This is a genomic window from Pseudomonas nitroreducens NBRC 12694, assembly GCF_002091755.1.
Taxonomy (GTDB): Bacteria; Pseudomonadota; Gammaproteobacteria; order Pseudomonadales; family Pseudomonadaceae; genus Pseudomonas; species Pseudomonas nitroreducens.
The window spans coordinates 452,507-466,834 of sequence record NZ_BDAI01000005.1; the positions used below are offsets into that span (position 1 = coordinate 452,507).

General features: G+C 62.1%; 15 protein-coding genes. 2 read left to right on the plus strand and 13 right to left on the minus strand.

What is annotated here, in order from left to right; all coding sequences use genetic code 11:
* Positions 1-3: 3 nt before the first annotated feature.
* The 5 genes from PNI01S_RS16870 to PNI01S_RS16890 are packed head-to-tail and all read right to left on the minus strand — an operon-like array spanning position 4 to position 5,027.
* Complete coding sequence (locus tag PNI01S_RS16870; RefSeq protein ID WP_084358664.1) at positions 4-2,145, minus strand: type IV pilus secretin PilQ; 2,142 nt, start codon at positions 2,143-2,145, stop codon at positions 4-6.
* A gap of 53 nt (positions 2,146-2,198) precedes the next feature.
* On the minus strand, positions 2,199-2,723 hold the full coding sequence (gene pilP, locus PNI01S_RS16875) for a type 4a pilus biogenesis lipoprotein PilP (RefSeq protein WP_024764145.1): 525 nt from the start codon (positions 2,721-2,723) through the stop codon (positions 2,199-2,201).
* Positions 2,720-3,373 (minus strand): type 4a pilus biogenesis protein PilO, encoded by a 654-nt coding sequence (gene pilO / locus PNI01S_RS16880; protein WP_037010140.1) that lies wholly within the window; start codon positions 3,371-3,373, stop codon positions 2,720-2,722. Before pilO ends, pilP begins: the two co-directional genes overlap by 4 nt.
* The gene (gene pilN, locus PNI01S_RS16885) at positions 3,370-3,963 is read right to left on the minus strand and encodes a type 4a pilus biogenesis protein PilN (RefSeq protein WP_024764147.1); all 594 of its coding nucleotides are present in this window, start codon (positions 3,961-3,963) and stop codon (positions 3,370-3,372) included. The genes pilO and pilN overlap by 4 nt, the downstream gene beginning before the upstream one ends.
* Positions 3,963-5,027 (minus strand): pilus assembly protein PilM, encoded by a 1,065-nt coding sequence (locus PNI01S_RS16890; RefSeq protein ID WP_024764148.1) that lies wholly within the window; start codon positions 5,025-5,027, stop codon positions 3,963-3,965. The genes pilN and PNI01S_RS16890 overlap by 1 nt, the downstream gene beginning before the upstream one ends.
* A gap of 185 nt (positions 5,028-5,212) precedes the next feature.
* On the opposite strand from PNI01S_RS16890, the gene PNI01S_RS16895 reads away from it, so the two are divergent.
* Together PNI01S_RS16895 and PNI01S_RS16900 are read left to right on the plus strand one after the other, a co-directional pair.
* On the plus strand, positions 5,213-7,642 hold the full coding sequence (locus PNI01S_RS16895) for a penicillin-binding protein 1A (protein ID WP_024764149.1): 2,430 nt from the start codon (positions 5,213-5,215) through the stop codon (positions 7,640-7,642).
* Between the two features lie 176 nt (positions 7,643-7,818).
* A complete protein-coding gene (locus tag PNI01S_RS16900; RefSeq protein WP_024764150.1) occupies positions 7,819-8,286 on the plus strand; it encodes a hypothetical protein in 468 nt (155 codons plus the stop codon).
* On the opposite strand, the gene PNI01S_RS16905 is transcribed toward PNI01S_RS16900, so the two are convergent.
* The 8 genes from PNI01S_RS16905 to epd all read right to left on the minus strand — a co-directional run bounded on the left by PNI01S_RS16905 (position 8,280) and on the right by epd (position 14,327).
* Entirely contained in the window at positions 8,280-8,774 is a 495-nt protein-coding gene (locus PNI01S_RS16905; protein WP_084358665.1) for a M48 metallopeptidase family protein, read from the minus strand. The two genes, PNI01S_RS16900 and PNI01S_RS16905, sit on opposite strands and share 7 nt — an antisense overlap.
* 49 nt (positions 8,775-8,823) lie before the next feature.
* Positions 8,824-9,594: a class I SAM-dependent methyltransferase gene (locus PNI01S_RS16910; protein WP_024764152.1), complete on the minus strand. Its 771-nt coding sequence runs from the start codon at positions 9,592-9,594 to the stop codon at positions 8,824-8,826.
* A gap of 37 nt (positions 9,595-9,631) precedes the next feature.
* Positions 9,632-10,099: a hypothetical protein gene (locus PNI01S_RS16915; RefSeq protein ID WP_231387536.1), complete on the minus strand. Its 468-nt coding sequence runs from the start codon at positions 10,097-10,099 to the stop codon at positions 9,632-9,634.
* A 48-nt stretch (positions 10,100-10,147) separates the two neighbouring features.
* Positions 10,148-11,212: a class II fructose-bisphosphate aldolase gene (fba, locus tag PNI01S_RS16920; RefSeq protein WP_024764154.1), complete on the minus strand. Its 1,065-nt coding sequence runs from the start codon at positions 11,210-11,212 to the stop codon at positions 10,148-10,150.
* 119 nt (positions 11,213-11,331) lie between these two features.
* Positions 11,332-11,667, minus strand: coding sequence for an MliC family protein (locus PNI01S_RS16925; protein WP_024764155.1), 336 nt, complete (start codon positions 11,665-11,667; stop codon positions 11,332-11,334).
* 140 nt (positions 11,668-11,807) lie between these two features.
* A complete protein-coding gene (locus tag PNI01S_RS16930; RefSeq protein WP_024764156.1) occupies positions 11,808-12,002 on the minus strand; it encodes a hypothetical protein in 195 nt (64 codons plus the stop codon).
* Between the two features lie 86 nt (positions 12,003-12,088).
* Positions 12,089-13,252 carry a phosphoglycerate kinase gene (locus tag PNI01S_RS16935; RefSeq protein WP_024764157.1) on the minus strand — a complete coding sequence of 388 codons (1,164 nt, stop codon included), beginning with the start codon at positions 13,250-13,252 and terminating at the stop codon, positions 12,089-12,091.
* A 28-nt stretch (positions 13,253-13,280) separates the two neighbouring features.
* Positions 13,281-14,327, minus strand: a complete 1,047-nt coding sequence (gene epd, locus PNI01S_RS16940) for an erythrose-4-phosphate dehydrogenase (RefSeq protein WP_024764158.1) — start codon at positions 14,325-14,327, stop codon at positions 13,281-13,283.
* Position 14,328: the final 1 nt, after the last annotated feature.

Consider the following 14,328-nt stretch of genomic DNA (forward strand, 5'->3'; position numbering starts at 1 on the left):
TGATCAACGGCCGACTGCAATGGCCTGATTATTCATGATCCGCGGGGTAAGGAAAACCAGTAGCTCGTTCTTGCTGTCGGTTACCGAATCTCGACGGAACAGTCGGCCCAGCACCGGAACGTCACCCAGGAACGGAACCTTGTCCACGGCTTTGGTCTGGGTGTTGGAGAACACGCCACCGATTACGATGGTCTCGCCATCGTTGACCAGCACCTTGGCGTTCACTTCGTTCTTCTTGATCGGCGGAATGCCGTTCAGCGCGTTGGCGAAGTCCGGCTCGTCCTTGTTGACCTTCACTTCCATGATGATGCGATTGTCTGGGGTGATCTGCGGAGTCACTTCCAGCGCTAATGCAGCTTCCTTGAAGGAAACCGATGTTGCACCACTGGAACTGGCTTCCTGGTACGGAATCTCCGTACCTTTCAGGATCTTGGCAGTTTCCTTGTCGGAAGTGACAACCTTCGGCTGGGATACGACTTCGCCGTTACCGCCCTTCTCCATCGCCGACAATTGCAGATCCAGAATCGCATTGTTGGACACGAAGCCGATGCCGATGCCAGAAGTGCTGTTGGTCACACCAAGGTCAACCGACGGAGTAGGAACGTTGTTGGTTGTCGGCAGGGTACAGCCACCACCACCGAACGGACCGCAGCTGGTGCCGTTATCGCCGCCGGTACCAATGTTCCCGTTCTTGCCCCAACTGGCCCAGTTTCCGAAGGTAAAGGCCCCCCCCCAACGGACCCCGAGACTCTTGCTGTAATCGACCGAAGCCTCAACGATACGCGCCTCGATCATCACCTGACGTACCGGAATATCCAGCTGAGCAACGATACGGCGCAGCTCATCCAGGCGATCCTGCGTCTGGTAGGCGATGATGCTGTTGGTACGATCATCTACGGTGATTGATCCACGGTTATCACCCTGTGCTGCAGCTGGAGCACCTGGAGCCCCTGCACCAGTCACCGAGCTGAACAGTTTGGCGATATCCGATGCCTTGGCGTAGTTGACCTGGATCAGCTCACGGCGCAGGGGGGCCAGCTCGGAAATCTGCTTCTGTGCTTCCAGTTCCTGGCGCTCGCGAGCCGCGATTTCATCGGCCGGCGCAACCAGCAGCACATTGCCGACCTTGCGCTTGTCCAGGCCCTTGGTCTTGAGCACCAGGTCCAGCGCCTGGTCCCAAGGCACATTCTGCAGGCGCAGGGTGATGTTGCCCTGCACGGTATCCGATGCCACCAGGTTCAGGTCGGTGAAGTCGGCAATCAACTGCAAGACCGAGCGCACATCGATGTCCTGGAAGTTCAGCGACAGCTTCTCGCCGGTATAGGCAAAGGTGTCTTTCTTGCGCTTCTCGGCATCGTCCTGGGTCAGCGGCTTAATGCTGACGGTCATGCGATTGTCGGTCTGGTAGACCAGATAGTCATACAGCCCGGTCGGTTCGATCAAGATGCTGGCCTTGTCGCCCGAAGCGGATGCATTGACGAACTGCACCGGCGTGGCGAAGTCCTTCACATCCAGACGAACGCGCAGATTGTCCGGCAACCGGGTGCGAGGGAAGTCCAGACGGATCTTGCCGCCTTGTTCCTGGATATCCGGGCTGACCGTCGGATCGGAAAGATCGATTACGACGTTGCCTTCGCCCTGATCGCCGCGCTGGAAATCCACATTGCGGATTGCCTTACCAGCCGGAATGTAAGGCTTGGCCTGCACAGGCTTGGCAACTGCCGAAGGAGTCGGCGACGCAGAAGCGTATGAACTGGAAGCAGAACCTGCTCCACCCACCACCACATACAGGTTGGCACCTTCGGCGCGCGTGCTGTAAGGCACCAGGGTGCTCAGGTTGACGATAAGACGGGTTCGATCCTTAGCCTCAACGACTGTCAGGCTACGGGCGTTCCCCACACCCAGTTCACGGTTCTTGCTACCCAGCTTGTTCTGCACGCCCGGAAGATCCAGTGCGATACGCGCGGGCTGCTCGATGGTATAGCCACGCGGTGCAGCCACCGGCTCGTCGAAACCGAGTTTGAGCTCCACGCGGTCTCCCGGCAGGGCCGCCACATCGACGCTCTGCAGGTTGGCGGCCAGCAAAGCTGGCGCAAATACGGCCGCGAGCAGGGAAATGCTCAGGCGGGAAAGCGTTCTATTCATCGTCTGAATCCGTCGTGCAGACTGCTGTTTGTTATCCATGTTCATCCCCGCCCTTAGGAGCGTTCCTTGAGAGTCAGGCTGCGCGGACGCTCCAGCCAGCCACCCTCACCATCAGGAACGATTTCAATCACGTCGATCTTGGCTTCGCTGATCGCAACGATCTTGCCGTCGTTACGCCCAAGGTAGTCACCCACCCGCACCCGATGCACCCCTCCTGCACCTTTGACGAGCGCAAACACCTGACTGTCCTTGCCCAGCGTACCGACCATTTCGAAGGTCTCGATATTGAAACCCTCGAGGAACTGCTTGACCCGGGTCTCGTCAGGCTTGATGACCTTGTTGCCCTTCTGCTTGACCGCCAGATCGATCTTCACTGGTGGCTGGAAAGGACTGCGCAAGGACGCAGCACTGTACGTGAAGGCCTCGTATGCCTGGAACTTCGGCAGCGGCTCGATGGCACCTTTCGGGCGAGCGCGCACTTCATCCATGAAACTCTGCAAGTCGGCAAAGTCGCTTCCCGAGCCGCAGCCGTTAAGGGTCAGGAGCAGGAAACTGCAAATGATCAGGCGCCCCCTCATTTCTTCTTCGCTCCTGCGGCCGGGACAGTAGCTTTCACGCCCTTGTCGTTGTACCGATAGGTCTTCGCCAGAATGCTCATGCGCAGCTTCGAGGTGCTGTCCGGGCTGGCCGGCTTGATGTCGAAATCATGCAGCGTCACGATGCGTGGCAGGCTGGCCACACCGCTGACGAAGGTAGCCAGGTCGTGATACCCCCCTACAACGCTGATCTGGATCGGCAGCTCGATGTAGAATTGCTGGGTAACTTCCGGCAGCAGCTTGATCTCTTCGAACTCCAGGCCACTGCCCAGACCGGTGCGGGTGATGTCTTCCAGCAGCCCGGGCACCTCGGTATCGCTCGGCAGTTGACGCAGCAAGGCACCGAAGGACTCTTCCATTTCCTTCATCTGTACCTTGTAGGCGTCCAGGTTTGCCGCCTGGAAGGCCTTGGTCGAGAACTGCTGCTTGAGGGTCTGCTCCTCGTCGCGATTGCGGTCCAGCTGATCCTGCAGATCCTTCAGGTGGAAGTTGTACCCGAGCACCAGTACCACAGCCATCACCAGTACGCAGGCGATGAACTTGACCGCTGCCGGCCAGGAGCCGAGGTTGTTCAGGTCAAGATCGTTGATATCGATCTTGCGCAAGCTCTCCAGAGAACTGGCCAGACTCATTTCTTGGCTCCTTGCGCGGCGCTGGTCTTGTTCTGTTCCTCGCCGCCGGGCTGGGTCTGCTGCACGGTCAACTGGAAGACGTTCGCCTGATCCAGTGCACCCTGAGTGACGGCCTTCACTTCGGTGAGGTTCGGCGACATCAGCCACTCCGATGCATCCAGGTTACGCATCAGGTTGGAGACGCGATTGTTGGATTCGGCTGCCCCCGCAATGGAAATGGACTTCCCGGACATCTTCAGCTCGGTGAAGAACACGCCATCGGGCAAGGTGCGAACCAACTGATCGAACACCCGGCCGATGATCGGGCGGTTGCCCTGCAAGTCCTGGATGATCTTCATCCGCTCCAGCAGCTGCTGGCGACGGGTCTTCAGCTCGCTGATCTCCTTGATCCGGGCATCCAGCACGGCGATTTCCTTGCGCAGGAAATTATTACGCGCGCTCTGGTTCTCGATGGCCGAATTGAAGTATTGGTCCCCCAGGAAAATCAGGGCCCCGGAAGCCAGCAGCACAGCACCGAGGATCACCAGGAAGCGTTGCTTGCGTTCCTCGCGCAGTTGCTCTCGCCAGGGCAATAAGTTGATGCGTGCCATCAGTCGAAACTCCTCATCGCCAGACCGCAGGCAATCATCAGCGCCGGCGCATCGCTGGCCAGCGCACCGGCGTTGACCTTGCCGCTCAGCACCATGTCGGCGAACGGGTTGGCCACCAGGGTCGGAGTGCCGATCTTCTGCTGGATCAGGCGATCCAGGTCAGGGATGGACGCAGTGCCACCCGCCAGCAGGATGTAATCCACATCGTTGAACTGACCGGCGGCGAAAAAGAACTGCAAGGAACGAGACACCTGCTGGACCACGGCATCCTTGAACGGTTGCAGCACTTCGCTGTCGTAGTCATCCGGAAGACCGCCCTGCTTCTTGGCAAGGCCAGCTTCTTCGACCGACAGGCCATAGCGACGCTGGATTTCCTCGGTCAACTGACGCCCACCGAAGAGCTGTTCGCGCGTATAGATGGTGCGTCCGTGGTGCAGGACGCTCAGCGTGGTCATGGTGGCGCCGATATCGACCACCGCAACTGTGAGCTCGTCGGCATTGCCGCCCAGCTGGTCTCCCAGCAGACTGAATGCTCGCTCCAGCGCATAGGCTTCGACGTCGACGACCTTGGCTGTCAGACCCGCGAGCGCCAGCGCAGCTTCGCGCACCTCGACGTTTTCCTTGCGGCAAGCGGCAAGAAGAACATCGACGCGCTCTGCGTTGCGCGCGGATGTGCCTTGCACCTCGAAGTCGATGGCAACCTCTTCGAGGGGATAGGGGATGTACTGGTCGGCCTCGATCTTGAGCTGGTTTTCCAGCTCGTCGTCCGAGAGTCCGCCGTCCATCTCGATGGTTTTGGTGATGACCGCCGAGCCGGCAACCGCGACCGCAGACGTTTTCACAGCGGTCCGCGCCTTGGCGACCACACGTGACAACGCCTGGCCGACACCCTCCAGCTCAGCGATGTTCTTTTCTACCACTGCATTGGGCGGGAGCGGCTCGACAGCGTAGGCCTCTACCTTGTAGCGGCCTCCAGAGCGGCTCAATTCGAGAAGTTTGACCGAAGTCGAACTGATGTCTATCCCCAGCAGCGTGTTCGCTTTCTTATTGAAGAGCCCTAGCACGACTGATTTCCTATCAGCATCCGAGACTTACGGACGATTTATGTTTTTCCACATTAGATACCAGACTTGACAGCTTCGCAAATGGCTCGCCAGCAAAAAAACTGCTTATAATGTGATCAGCTTTTCCCTTTTTACCGCACCATCCGCTTAACTCTTTCTTTTCTCTGGAAATCCAAGACCTTCCGATGCGCCTGCTGAAGTTTCTGTGGTGGACTTGCGTCACCATTATTTGTGGAGTGCTGCTCAGTTTCAGCGGCGCCTATCTGTACCTCAGCCCGAACCTCCCTTCCGTGGAGGCCTTGCGCAACGTGCGATTGCAGATGCCGCTGCGGGTGTACAGTGCTGATAACAAATTGATAGCAGAGTTTGGCGAGATGCGCCGAACGCCGATTCGATTTGCTGAAATCCCCCCGGATTTCACCCACGCACTGTTATCGGCTGAAGATGACAATTTCGCCAACCATTATGGCGTGGACGTCAAAAGCCTGATGCGTGCTGCCGCGCAATTATTGAAGACTGGGCACATCCAGACCGGCGGCAGCACCATCACCATGCAGGTCGCGAAGAACTACTTCCTCACCAACGAGCGCAGTTTCTCCCGCAAGATCAACGAGATATTGCTCGCCCTGCAGATCGAACGTTCGCTCACCAAGGACGAGATCCTCGAGCTCTACGTGAACAAGATCTACCTCGGCAACCGCGCCTACGGCGTCGAGGCCGCGGCCCAGGTCTACTACGGCAAGTCCATCAAGGACTTGAGCCTGGCCCAGATGGCGATGATCGCCGGCCTGCCCAAGGCGCCTTCGCGCTACAACCCACTGGCGAATGCCGCGCGCAGCCTGGAACGTCGCAATTGGATTCTCGAGCGCATGCTCAAGCTCGGCTTCATCGACCTGCAACGCTACCAGGCAGCCATCCAGGAACCGGTCGGCGCTTCCTACCACGTCCAGACTCCGGAACTGGCTGCCCCCTACATCGCCGAGATGGCCCGCGCCGAGCTGGTCGGTCGCTTTGGCGGCGACGCCTACACCGAAGGCTATCGCGTCTACACCACCGTACGCAGTGATCTGCAGGAAGACGCCAATACCGCCCTGCGCGAAGGCCTGCAGGATTACGACCAGCGCCACGGCTACCGCGGCCCCGAAACCCGCCTACCTGGCAAGACCCGCGACGCCTGGCGCCAGGCTATCGCACAGCAGCGCCCGCTGGGCGGCCTGGAACCGGCCATCGTTGTCCAGGTCGAGAAAAGCGGTGCCATGGTCATGACCCGCGACGGCAAGGAAGAGGCCCTGAGCTGGGACGGCATGAAGTGGGCCCGCCCGTACCTGAGCAACAACAGCATGGGCCGCATGCCCAGCCAGCCCAGCGATGTAGTGCAAGCCGGCGATGTGATTCGCGTGCAACGCAAGGACGACGGCTCGCTGCGCCTGACCCAGGTGCCTGCCGCTCAGAGCGCCCTGGTGTCGCTGAACCCGCAGGACGGCGCGATCATGGCGCTGGTCGGTGGCTTCTCCTTCGAACAGAGCAACTACAACCGCGCCACCCAGGCCCGTCGCCAGCCCGGCTCGAGCTTCAAGCCGTTCATCTACAGCTGCGCGCTCGACAACGGCTTCACTGCCGCCTCGCTGATCAACGATGCACCGGTGGTGTTCTACGACGAGTATCTGGACAAGGTCTGGCGCCCGAAGAACGACACCAATACCTTCCTCGGCCCGATTCCCATGCGTGAAGCGCTCTACAAGTCGCGCAACATGGTCTCGATCCGCATTCTCCAGGCCCTGGGCGTCAATCGCGCGCGCGAATGCATCAGCAAGTTCGGCCTGAACAAGGATGACCTGCCGCCCAACCTTTCCATGGCCCTGGGAACCGCGACCCTGACCCCGATGGAGATCGCCAGCGCCTGGACCGTCTTCGCCAATGGCGGGTTCAAGGTTTCACCCTATATCGTCCAGCGCATCGAAAGCCGCGACGGCCAGGTGCTTTACCAGGCCAACCCACCCAGCATTCCCCGCGACGGGGAGCAGGTACAGGCACAGCCGCAACCGGCCGCTACCGACGCCTTCGGCAATGACGACCCGAGCCAAGCCAGGACCACGATCGAACCGGCGGCAGCCGAACGCGTCCTCGACGCCCGTACCGCGTACATCATGACCAGCATGCTGCAGGACGTGATCAAGCGCGGCACCGGCCGCCGTGCCCTGGCGCTCAAGCGCGACGATCTGGCAGGCAAGACCGGCACCACCAACGAGTCGAAGGATGCCTGGTTCTCCGGCTTCAACGCCGATTTCATGACCACCGTGTGGGTGGGCTTCGATCAGCCGGAAAGCCTTGGCCGCGCCGAGTACGGCGGTAACGTGGCCCTGCCGATCTGGATGCGCTACATGGGCGCGGCGCTCAAGGACAAGCCTTCGCATCTGCTGCCCGAGCCGCCCGGCATGGTCAGCCTGCGTATCGACCCAGTCACGGGCCGCGCGGCGCCTCCGGGCACACCAGGCGCGTACTTCGAACTGTTCAAAAACGAAGACACACCTCCGTCAATGAACGAACTGGCGCCTGGTAGCACTCCCGGCAGCGGTATGCCGGCGGACGAAGAAGCGCCGATCGACCTGTTCTGATAGCAAGGCCCCTCCCAGGAGGGGCCTTCTCATTTTCGGGAATCATTCCCGACAAAATCATGGCATTTAGCCAAAGCATTGATTAATCTGGGCTTTGCGGCGGTGAACAACCCCAGGCGACCGACCCCATCCGGCACGTCAGGGGCTTCCCGCAGCAACTTCATCAGGAAATTCGAATGCCGCGCCCTCTGACTGGCTGGCTGTTCTGCCTGATCGTCCTTGTGCTCGGCGCGCCCCTGTTGCGCCTGCTCGCACAGCCACGCTCACTCGAGCCGGCGCCTGACCTCGTCTACCTCGACCAGGCGTTCACCGTGCTGATTGCCAGCGCCGGCCTGGCCGGGCTGTTCATCGCCTTCCTGCTGCGCCTCGCAGGGCGAGTTCTGGTGGCACTGCTACTGCTCATGCCGGCCATCATCCTTTGCGCGTGGCACCTGACCCACACCCATCTCGGCCCGGTGTCGCCCACAACGGAGCAATATGAGTGGCTGCTGGCGGGTCTGGCGGTCTATGCACTGATATTGGCGGGCATCCATTGGCTGAACCAGGGCGAGCGCGGCCCGCGCAAAGCGCTGCGTTACCTGGGCCTCGCCTTGCTGCTGCCGTGGTGCCTGGGGCTGTTCTACCTCGGGCGACTCTACTACTGAGGCAAGTCGCGCCAGGTCAGGTAGACGCGCAGGTCGAATTCCAGCTGGTGATAACCGGGCAGCATGTGCTCGCAGAGCTGGTAGAACGCCTTGCTGTGATCGCGCTCCTTCAGGTGCGCCAACTCGTGGACGACGATCATCTGCAGGAACTCGGGAGCTGACTCCTTGAACAACGAGGCAACACGGATCTCCTTCTTCGCCTTGAGCTTGCCGCCCTGTACACGCGAGATCGCCGTATTCAGGCCAAGCGCCCGCTGCACCACGTCCAGCTTGTTGTCGTAGAGCACCTTGTCCACCGCGGGCGCAGTGCGCATGTACTGCTGCTTGAGGTCCATGGCATAGCTGTACAGCGCCTTGTCGCTCTGCACGTCGTGGCGACCGGGGTAGCGGCGCTCCAGATACTCGCCGAGGCGGTCCTGCTCGATGAGCTGGCGCACCTGGTCCTGGAGCTGTGGCGGATAGGCCTGGAGATAGCGAAGCGGCTGCATGGGAAACGACTGGCGGAGAGAACGTCCGCCAGTCTACCGCATTCGCCGTTCAGGCCAACGCGCGGGTGCTGTAGGCCTCGGTGCGGTATGGGAAGGCAATTTCGCTGCGCCCTTTCAGCGCCGGGTGCGTGGCGATCAGCTCGTGCAGCTGATCGGCGACACGCTGCTTCTGCTCGTCAGGCAGCGCCGCGATGAAGCTCACCGAGAGGGTGCGTGCGACTATGACCTGCTCCGGCGGGCCGAGGTGCTGGTAGCTGAACTCGCGCAACCGCAGTTCCTCGAAACGCGCCCCGGCAAAGGCGCGGCGCCATTGCCCGGTGTGGAAGCGCGGCGTGCTGCCTTCGTAGCGCTCGAGAATCCGCGTCACCTGGGCCACCCAGTCGACCCGCTCGTCGCGCACGTTCCAGACCAGGCCAAGATGGCCGCCCGGCCGCAGGACGCGATGGATTTCCTCCAGCGCCCGCGCGTCGGCGAACCAGTGGAAGGCCTGTGCGCAAGTCAGTGCATCGATGCTCTCTGCCGCCAGAGGTATCGCCTGTGCCGTGCCATTCAGCGCCTTCACGGCAGGCAGCGCCGCACTGAGCTGCTCCCGCATCGCTGCCACAGGCTCGATGGCAGTGACCTGCGCCCCCGTGCGCAGCAGTAGCGTGGTGAACTTCCCGGTGCCTGCGCCAAGATCGACAACGCTCCTGCCCGCGCCGATCTCCAGCTCTTCGCCGAGCCAGCCCAGCAGCTCGTCGGGATAATCCGGACGCCCGTGGGCGTAGGTCTTAGCTTCGCGGGAGAACCCCTCCCGCGCACTGCCGTGTACATCCGTCATCGTGCCTCCAGAGCCCGTCCGGCCGGAGCACCAGCGCTCAGCGGAACCGGCAGGCTTTTCCGTCCAGATAACTACGGTAGCAGCTGAGCAGGCGCGATTCCTTGATAATGCAGCGCTTCTGCCGGCATTCGCTGGAGAACTCGAAGCGACCGCCATCCGGATCGGCCAACTGGATGCGGATCGCCGGCCAGCCCTTCTTCGGCGCCTTTTCCGGGGTACTGAGCACGCGGTTTTCATTTTCCACCAGCGCGGCGCCCGCTTCGGCATAGTCGAAGACGAACAGCAGGGTGCGCGAGGTCTTCAGCGTGCACTCCTGGTGCGTCAGGCAGTTCTGCGCATCCACGGGCAGATCCACGGGCGGCTTGGGCGCTGGCGCGGGAGGCTGTGCCGGGGACAGCGAACACCCCGCGAGAAGCGCCAGCAGCAAGACGGAAAACAAGGCGCGCAACATCGGCGATTTCCTTCTGGCGAATACGAAAGAGCCCCGCAGGGCGGGGCTCTTCAACTCTTCAACTCTTCAGAAACAGAGCGAGAGCGGGAACCGGGCTCGAGATCAGTTGACCTTCGACACCAGCTCACCCTTGGCGTAACGCTGGAACATGCCTTCCAGGGAGATCGGCTTGATCTTCGAGGCATGGCCGGCGGTGCCGAAGGCTTCGTAGCGGGCGATGCAGATATCACGCATGGCGACGATGGTCTTGGCGAAGAACTTGCGCGGGTCGAACTCGCTCGGCTGCTCGGCCATCATGCGGCGGATGGCGCCGGTGGAAGCCAGGCGCAGGTCGGTGTCGATGTTGACCTTGCGCACACCGTGCTTGATACCTTCGACGATTTCCTCGACCGGCACCCCGTAGGTTTCCTTGATGTCGCCGCCGAACTCGTTAATCACCTTCAGCCACTCTTGCGGCACCGAGGAGGAGCCGTGCATCACCAGGTGGGTGTTGGGGATGCGCTTGTGGATTTCCTTGATGCGCTCGATGGAAAGCACGTCGCCGGTCGGCGGCTTGGTGAACTTGTAGGCGCCGTGGCTGGTGCCGATGGCGATGGCCAGGGCGTCGACCTGGGTCTTCTTGACGAAGTCCGCAGCCTCTTCCGGGTCGGTCAGCAACTGGCTGTGATCCAGCACGCCTTCGGCGCCAACGCCGTCTTCTTCGCCGGCCATGCCGGTTTCCAGGGAGCCCAGGCAGCCCAGCTCACCTTCCACGGACACACCGCAGGCATGGGCGAAGGCAACGGTCTGCTGGGTCACGCGGACGTTGTACTCGTAGTCGGCCGGGGTCTTGCCGTCTTCCTTCAGCGAGCCGTCCATCATCACCGAGCTGAAGCCCAGCTGGATGGAGCGCTGGCAGACGTCGGGGCTGGTGCCGTGGTCTTGGTGCATGCACACCGGGATGTGCGGGAATTCTTCAATGGCCGCGAGAATCAGGTGGCGCAGGAAAGGCGCACCGGCGTATTTGCGGGCACCGGCGGAGGCCTGCACGATCACCGGGGAATCGGTCTTGTCGGCCGCTTCCATGATGGCGCGCATCTGCTCCAGGTTGTTGACGTTGAAAGCCGGAACGCCGTAGCCGAACTCGGCGGCGTGGTCCAGCATTTGGCGCATGCTGATGAGTGCCATGGTCTCGCTTCTCCCAGAAGTCAGGCTCGGTTACACGAGCCCCTTAACTACATGTTTGGAAGCCTGCCGCAGGGACAGGCCGTGTTCAAGCCTTCCGGCGCACGCCGGACAATCGGCGCTCAGGGCGCCTTGCAACCACGGCCGATCAGGTCGTTGCTCTCGACCCAGTAGACCAGGCCCTGGTCGCCTTTGATGCTCAAGCCGATCAGCCCGTCGCTATAGAAAGCGCCGGAACCGCCGGGTTCCTCTTCCAGGTGATGGACCACGTCGTCCTCACCCAGCTTCAGGTCGACCACCGACTTGCTGGGATCGACGTAGCGCCACTGCACCTCGGCCTTGCTGTCGCAGACCCAGTGGTTCCAGCCACTACCCGAAGCCGCCTTGCCGCCGGACGAATGGCTCGAGCAGCCCGCCACCAGCAATAGGCCCAGGGCCGGGACGATATAACGCAGCATCGGGCGACTCTCCTTCGGGCGGACGCGCCGCCGGATATCCAATGCGCCAGATTGCCCGTCCCGCCGCAGGAACGCCAGTGCCGCCTACGCCAGGGCGCGTGCGGCACTGCCAGTTCGTGACCCGACCGCCGGACGAGGCCTCAGGGGCAGTTCACCGGCTTCTGGTCAGGGGTCGGATCGCCGCTGCTCTGGCTTTCCACCCGCTCGCGGTTCTGGTCCGAAGGCACCATGACCGAGGGCGGGCTCATCACTTCACAGGTACTGGGCGTCCCGCCGCCTCCGGCGCAACCCACCAGCACGAGGCAAAACGACAACAAAGGGGTGACAGCTCGCATGACCGTTCTCCTTGGCATCCATACTAGGCTTGTGACCCGAGGATGCCGCGGAGGTTTGCTTTACTGTCGCCCGGCAACGCCCCAGGTCAGGCCTTGGCGCGCTGTTCCAGCACTTCGACGGCCGGCAGGACCTTGCCCTCGACGAACTCAAGGAAGGCGCCACCACCGGTGGAAATGTAGGAAATCTGCTCGCCGATGCCGTACTTGTCGATGGCAGCCAGGGTGTCGCCACCGCCGGCGATGCTGAAGGCGGAACCTTCGGCGATGGCCTTGGCCAGGGTCTTGGTGCCTTCGCCGAACTGGTCGAACTCGAACACGCCGACCGGACCGTTCCAGAGGATGGTCCTGGAAGTCTTCAGCAACTCGGCGAACTGGGCCGCCGTCTTCGGACCGATATCCAGGATCATGTCATCGTCGGCCACGTCAGCAATGTCCTTGACGGTAGCAACGGCAGTCTCGGCGAATTCCTTGGCAACCACCACGTCCACCGGCAGCGGTACGCTGACCTTGGCGGCAATGGCCTTGGCGGTATCGACCAGGTCGGCCTCGTACAGGGACTTGCCGACCTTGTGGCCTGCCGCGGCAAGGAAGGTGTTGGCGATACCGCCACCGACGATCAACTGGTCACAGATCTGCGCCAGGCTGTTCAGTACGTCGAGCTTGGTCGACACCTTGGAGCCGGCGACGATGGCCGCCATCGGGCGCGCTGGATTACCCAGCGCCTTGCCCAGGGCTTCCAGTTCGGCGGCCAGCAGCGGGCCAGCGGCAGCGACCTTGGCGAACTTGGCTACACCGTGGGTGGAACCCTCGGCGCGGTGGGCGGTGCCGAAGGCGTCCATGACGAACACGTCGCACAGGGCGGCGTATTGCTGGGCCAGCTCGTCAGCGTTCTTCTTCTCGCCCTTGTTGAAGCGCACGTTCTCGAACAGCACGACTTCACCCGGCTTCACCTCGACGCCGCCCAGGTAATCCCTGACCAGCGGCACAGTGCGGCCCAGGGCCTTGGACAGGTAGTCGGCGACCGGCTGCAGGCTGTTCTCTTCGGAGAATTCACCTTCGGTCGGGCGGCCCAGGTGCGAGCAGACCATTACCGCCGCGCCCTTCTCCAGGGCCAGCTTGATGGTCGGCAGCGAGGCCAGGATACGCGCGTCGCTCTTGACCACACCGTCCTTCACCGGAACGTTGAGGTCTTCGCGGATCAGTACGCGCTTACCTTTGAGGTCGAGGTCGGTCATCTTCAACACGGTCATGACAGTCAGTCCTGTAGGGGCTGTTTGATTAACGTTCAGTAGCGGCGACGTGCAGGAAGTGCCCTGCGGTGTCGAGCATGCGGTTGGCGAACCCCCACTCGTTGTCGAACCAGGCCAGCACGTTCACCAGGCGAGGGCCGGAAACGCGAGTCTGGCTGCCATCGACGATGGCCGAGTGCGGGTCATGATTGAAATCGCAGCTGGCGTGGGGCAGCTCGGTGTACGCCAGCAGGCCTTTCAGCGGGCCTTCGGCGGCAGCCTGGCGCAGCACGCGGTTGATCTCCTCGGCGGACGTATCGCGGGAGACCTGCAGGGTGATGTCCAGGGCTGAGACGTTCACCGTCGGCACCCGAATGGCTTTGGCCTGGATTCGCCCGGCGAGTTCCGGCAGCAGGCGCTCAATGCCGCGCGCCAGCCCCGTGGACACCGGGATCACCGACTGGAAGGCCGAACGCGTGCGGCGCAGATCTTCGTGGTGGTAGGCGTCGATCACCGGCTGGTCGTTCATCGCCGAGTGGATGGTGGTGATCGAGACGTACTCGATGCCCACGGCCTCGTTCAGCAGCTTGAGCAGCGGCACGCTGCAGTTGGTGGTGCAGGAGGCGTTGGACACCAGCGTCTCGGCGCCGGAGAGCTCTTGCTGGTTGATACCGAAGACCACGGTGGCGTCGATATCCGCCTCGCTGGCCATCGGCTGCGAGAACAGCACCCGCGACGCACCCGCGGTGAGGAAGCGCTCACCATCGGCGCGGGTGTTGTAGACGCCGGAGCATTCCAGCACCAGGTCGATGTCCAGGGCACGCCAGTCGATCGCCTCGGGTTCGGCTTCGCGGAACACCTTCACGCAGTCGCCGCCTACATGCAGGCAGCCGTCGGCCACGCTCACCTCGCCGGGGAAGCGGCCGTGGGTGGAGTCGAAGCGGGTCAGGTATTCCAGGCTGGCCAGGTCCGCCAGGTCGTTCAGCGCGACGATGGAGAAACCGGCCTTGGCGCCGCGTTCGTGCAGGGCACGGAACACGCAGCGGCCAATACGGCCGTAGCCGTTGAGGGCAACTCGGTAAGGGCGCTTGGACATT

Excerpts from the sequence above, each read along its gene's own strand:
- PNI01S_RS16870 (WP_084358664.1), bottom strand. The coding sequence starts at position 2,145 with ATGAATAGAACGCTTTCCCGCCTGAGCATTTCCCTGCTCGCGGCCGTA.
- pilP (WP_024764145.1), bottom strand. The coding sequence starts at position 2,723 with ATGAGGGGGCGCCTGATCATTTGCAGTTTCCTGCTCCTGACCCTTAAC.
- pilO (WP_037010140.1), bottom strand. The coding sequence starts at position 3,373 with ATGAGTCTGGCCAGTTCTCTGGAGAGCTTGCGCAAGATCGATATCAAC.
- pilN (WP_024764147.1), bottom strand. The coding sequence starts at position 3,963 with ATGGCACGCATCAACTTATTGCCCTGGCGAGAGCAACTGCGCGAGGAA.
- PNI01S_RS16895 (WP_024764149.1), top strand. The coding sequence starts at position 5,213 with ATGCGCCTGCTGAAGTTTCTGTGGTGGACTTGCGTCACCATTATTTGT.
- PNI01S_RS16900 (WP_024764150.1), top strand. The coding sequence starts at position 7,819 with ATGCCGCGCCCTCTGACTGGCTGGCTGTTCTGCCTGATCGTCCTTGTG.
- PNI01S_RS16905 (WP_084358665.1), bottom strand. The coding sequence starts at position 8,774 with ATGCAGCCGCTTCGCTATCTCCAGGCCTATCCGCCACAGCTCCAGGAC.
- PNI01S_RS16910 (WP_024764152.1), bottom strand. The coding sequence starts at position 9,594 with ATGACGGATGTACACGGCAGTGCGCGGGAGGGGTTCTCCCGCGAAGCT.
- fba (WP_024764154.1), bottom strand. The coding sequence starts at position 11,212 with ATGGCACTCATCAGCATGCGCCAAATGCTGGACCACGCCGCCGAGTTC.
- PNI01S_RS16925 (WP_024764155.1), bottom strand. The coding sequence starts at position 11,667 with ATGCTGCGTTATATCGTCCCGGCCCTGGGCCTATTGCTGGTGGCGGGC.
- PNI01S_RS16930 (WP_024764156.1), bottom strand. The coding sequence starts at position 12,002 with ATGCGAGCTGTCACCCCTTTGTTGTCGTTTTGCCTCGTGCTGGTGGGT.
- PNI01S_RS16935 (WP_024764157.1), bottom strand. The coding sequence starts at position 13,252 with ATGACCGTGTTGAAGATGACCGACCTCGACCTCAAAGGTAAGCGCGTA.
- epd (WP_024764158.1), bottom strand. The coding sequence starts at position 14,327 with ATGTCCAAGCGCCCTTACCGAGTTGCCCTCAACGGCTACGGCCGTATT.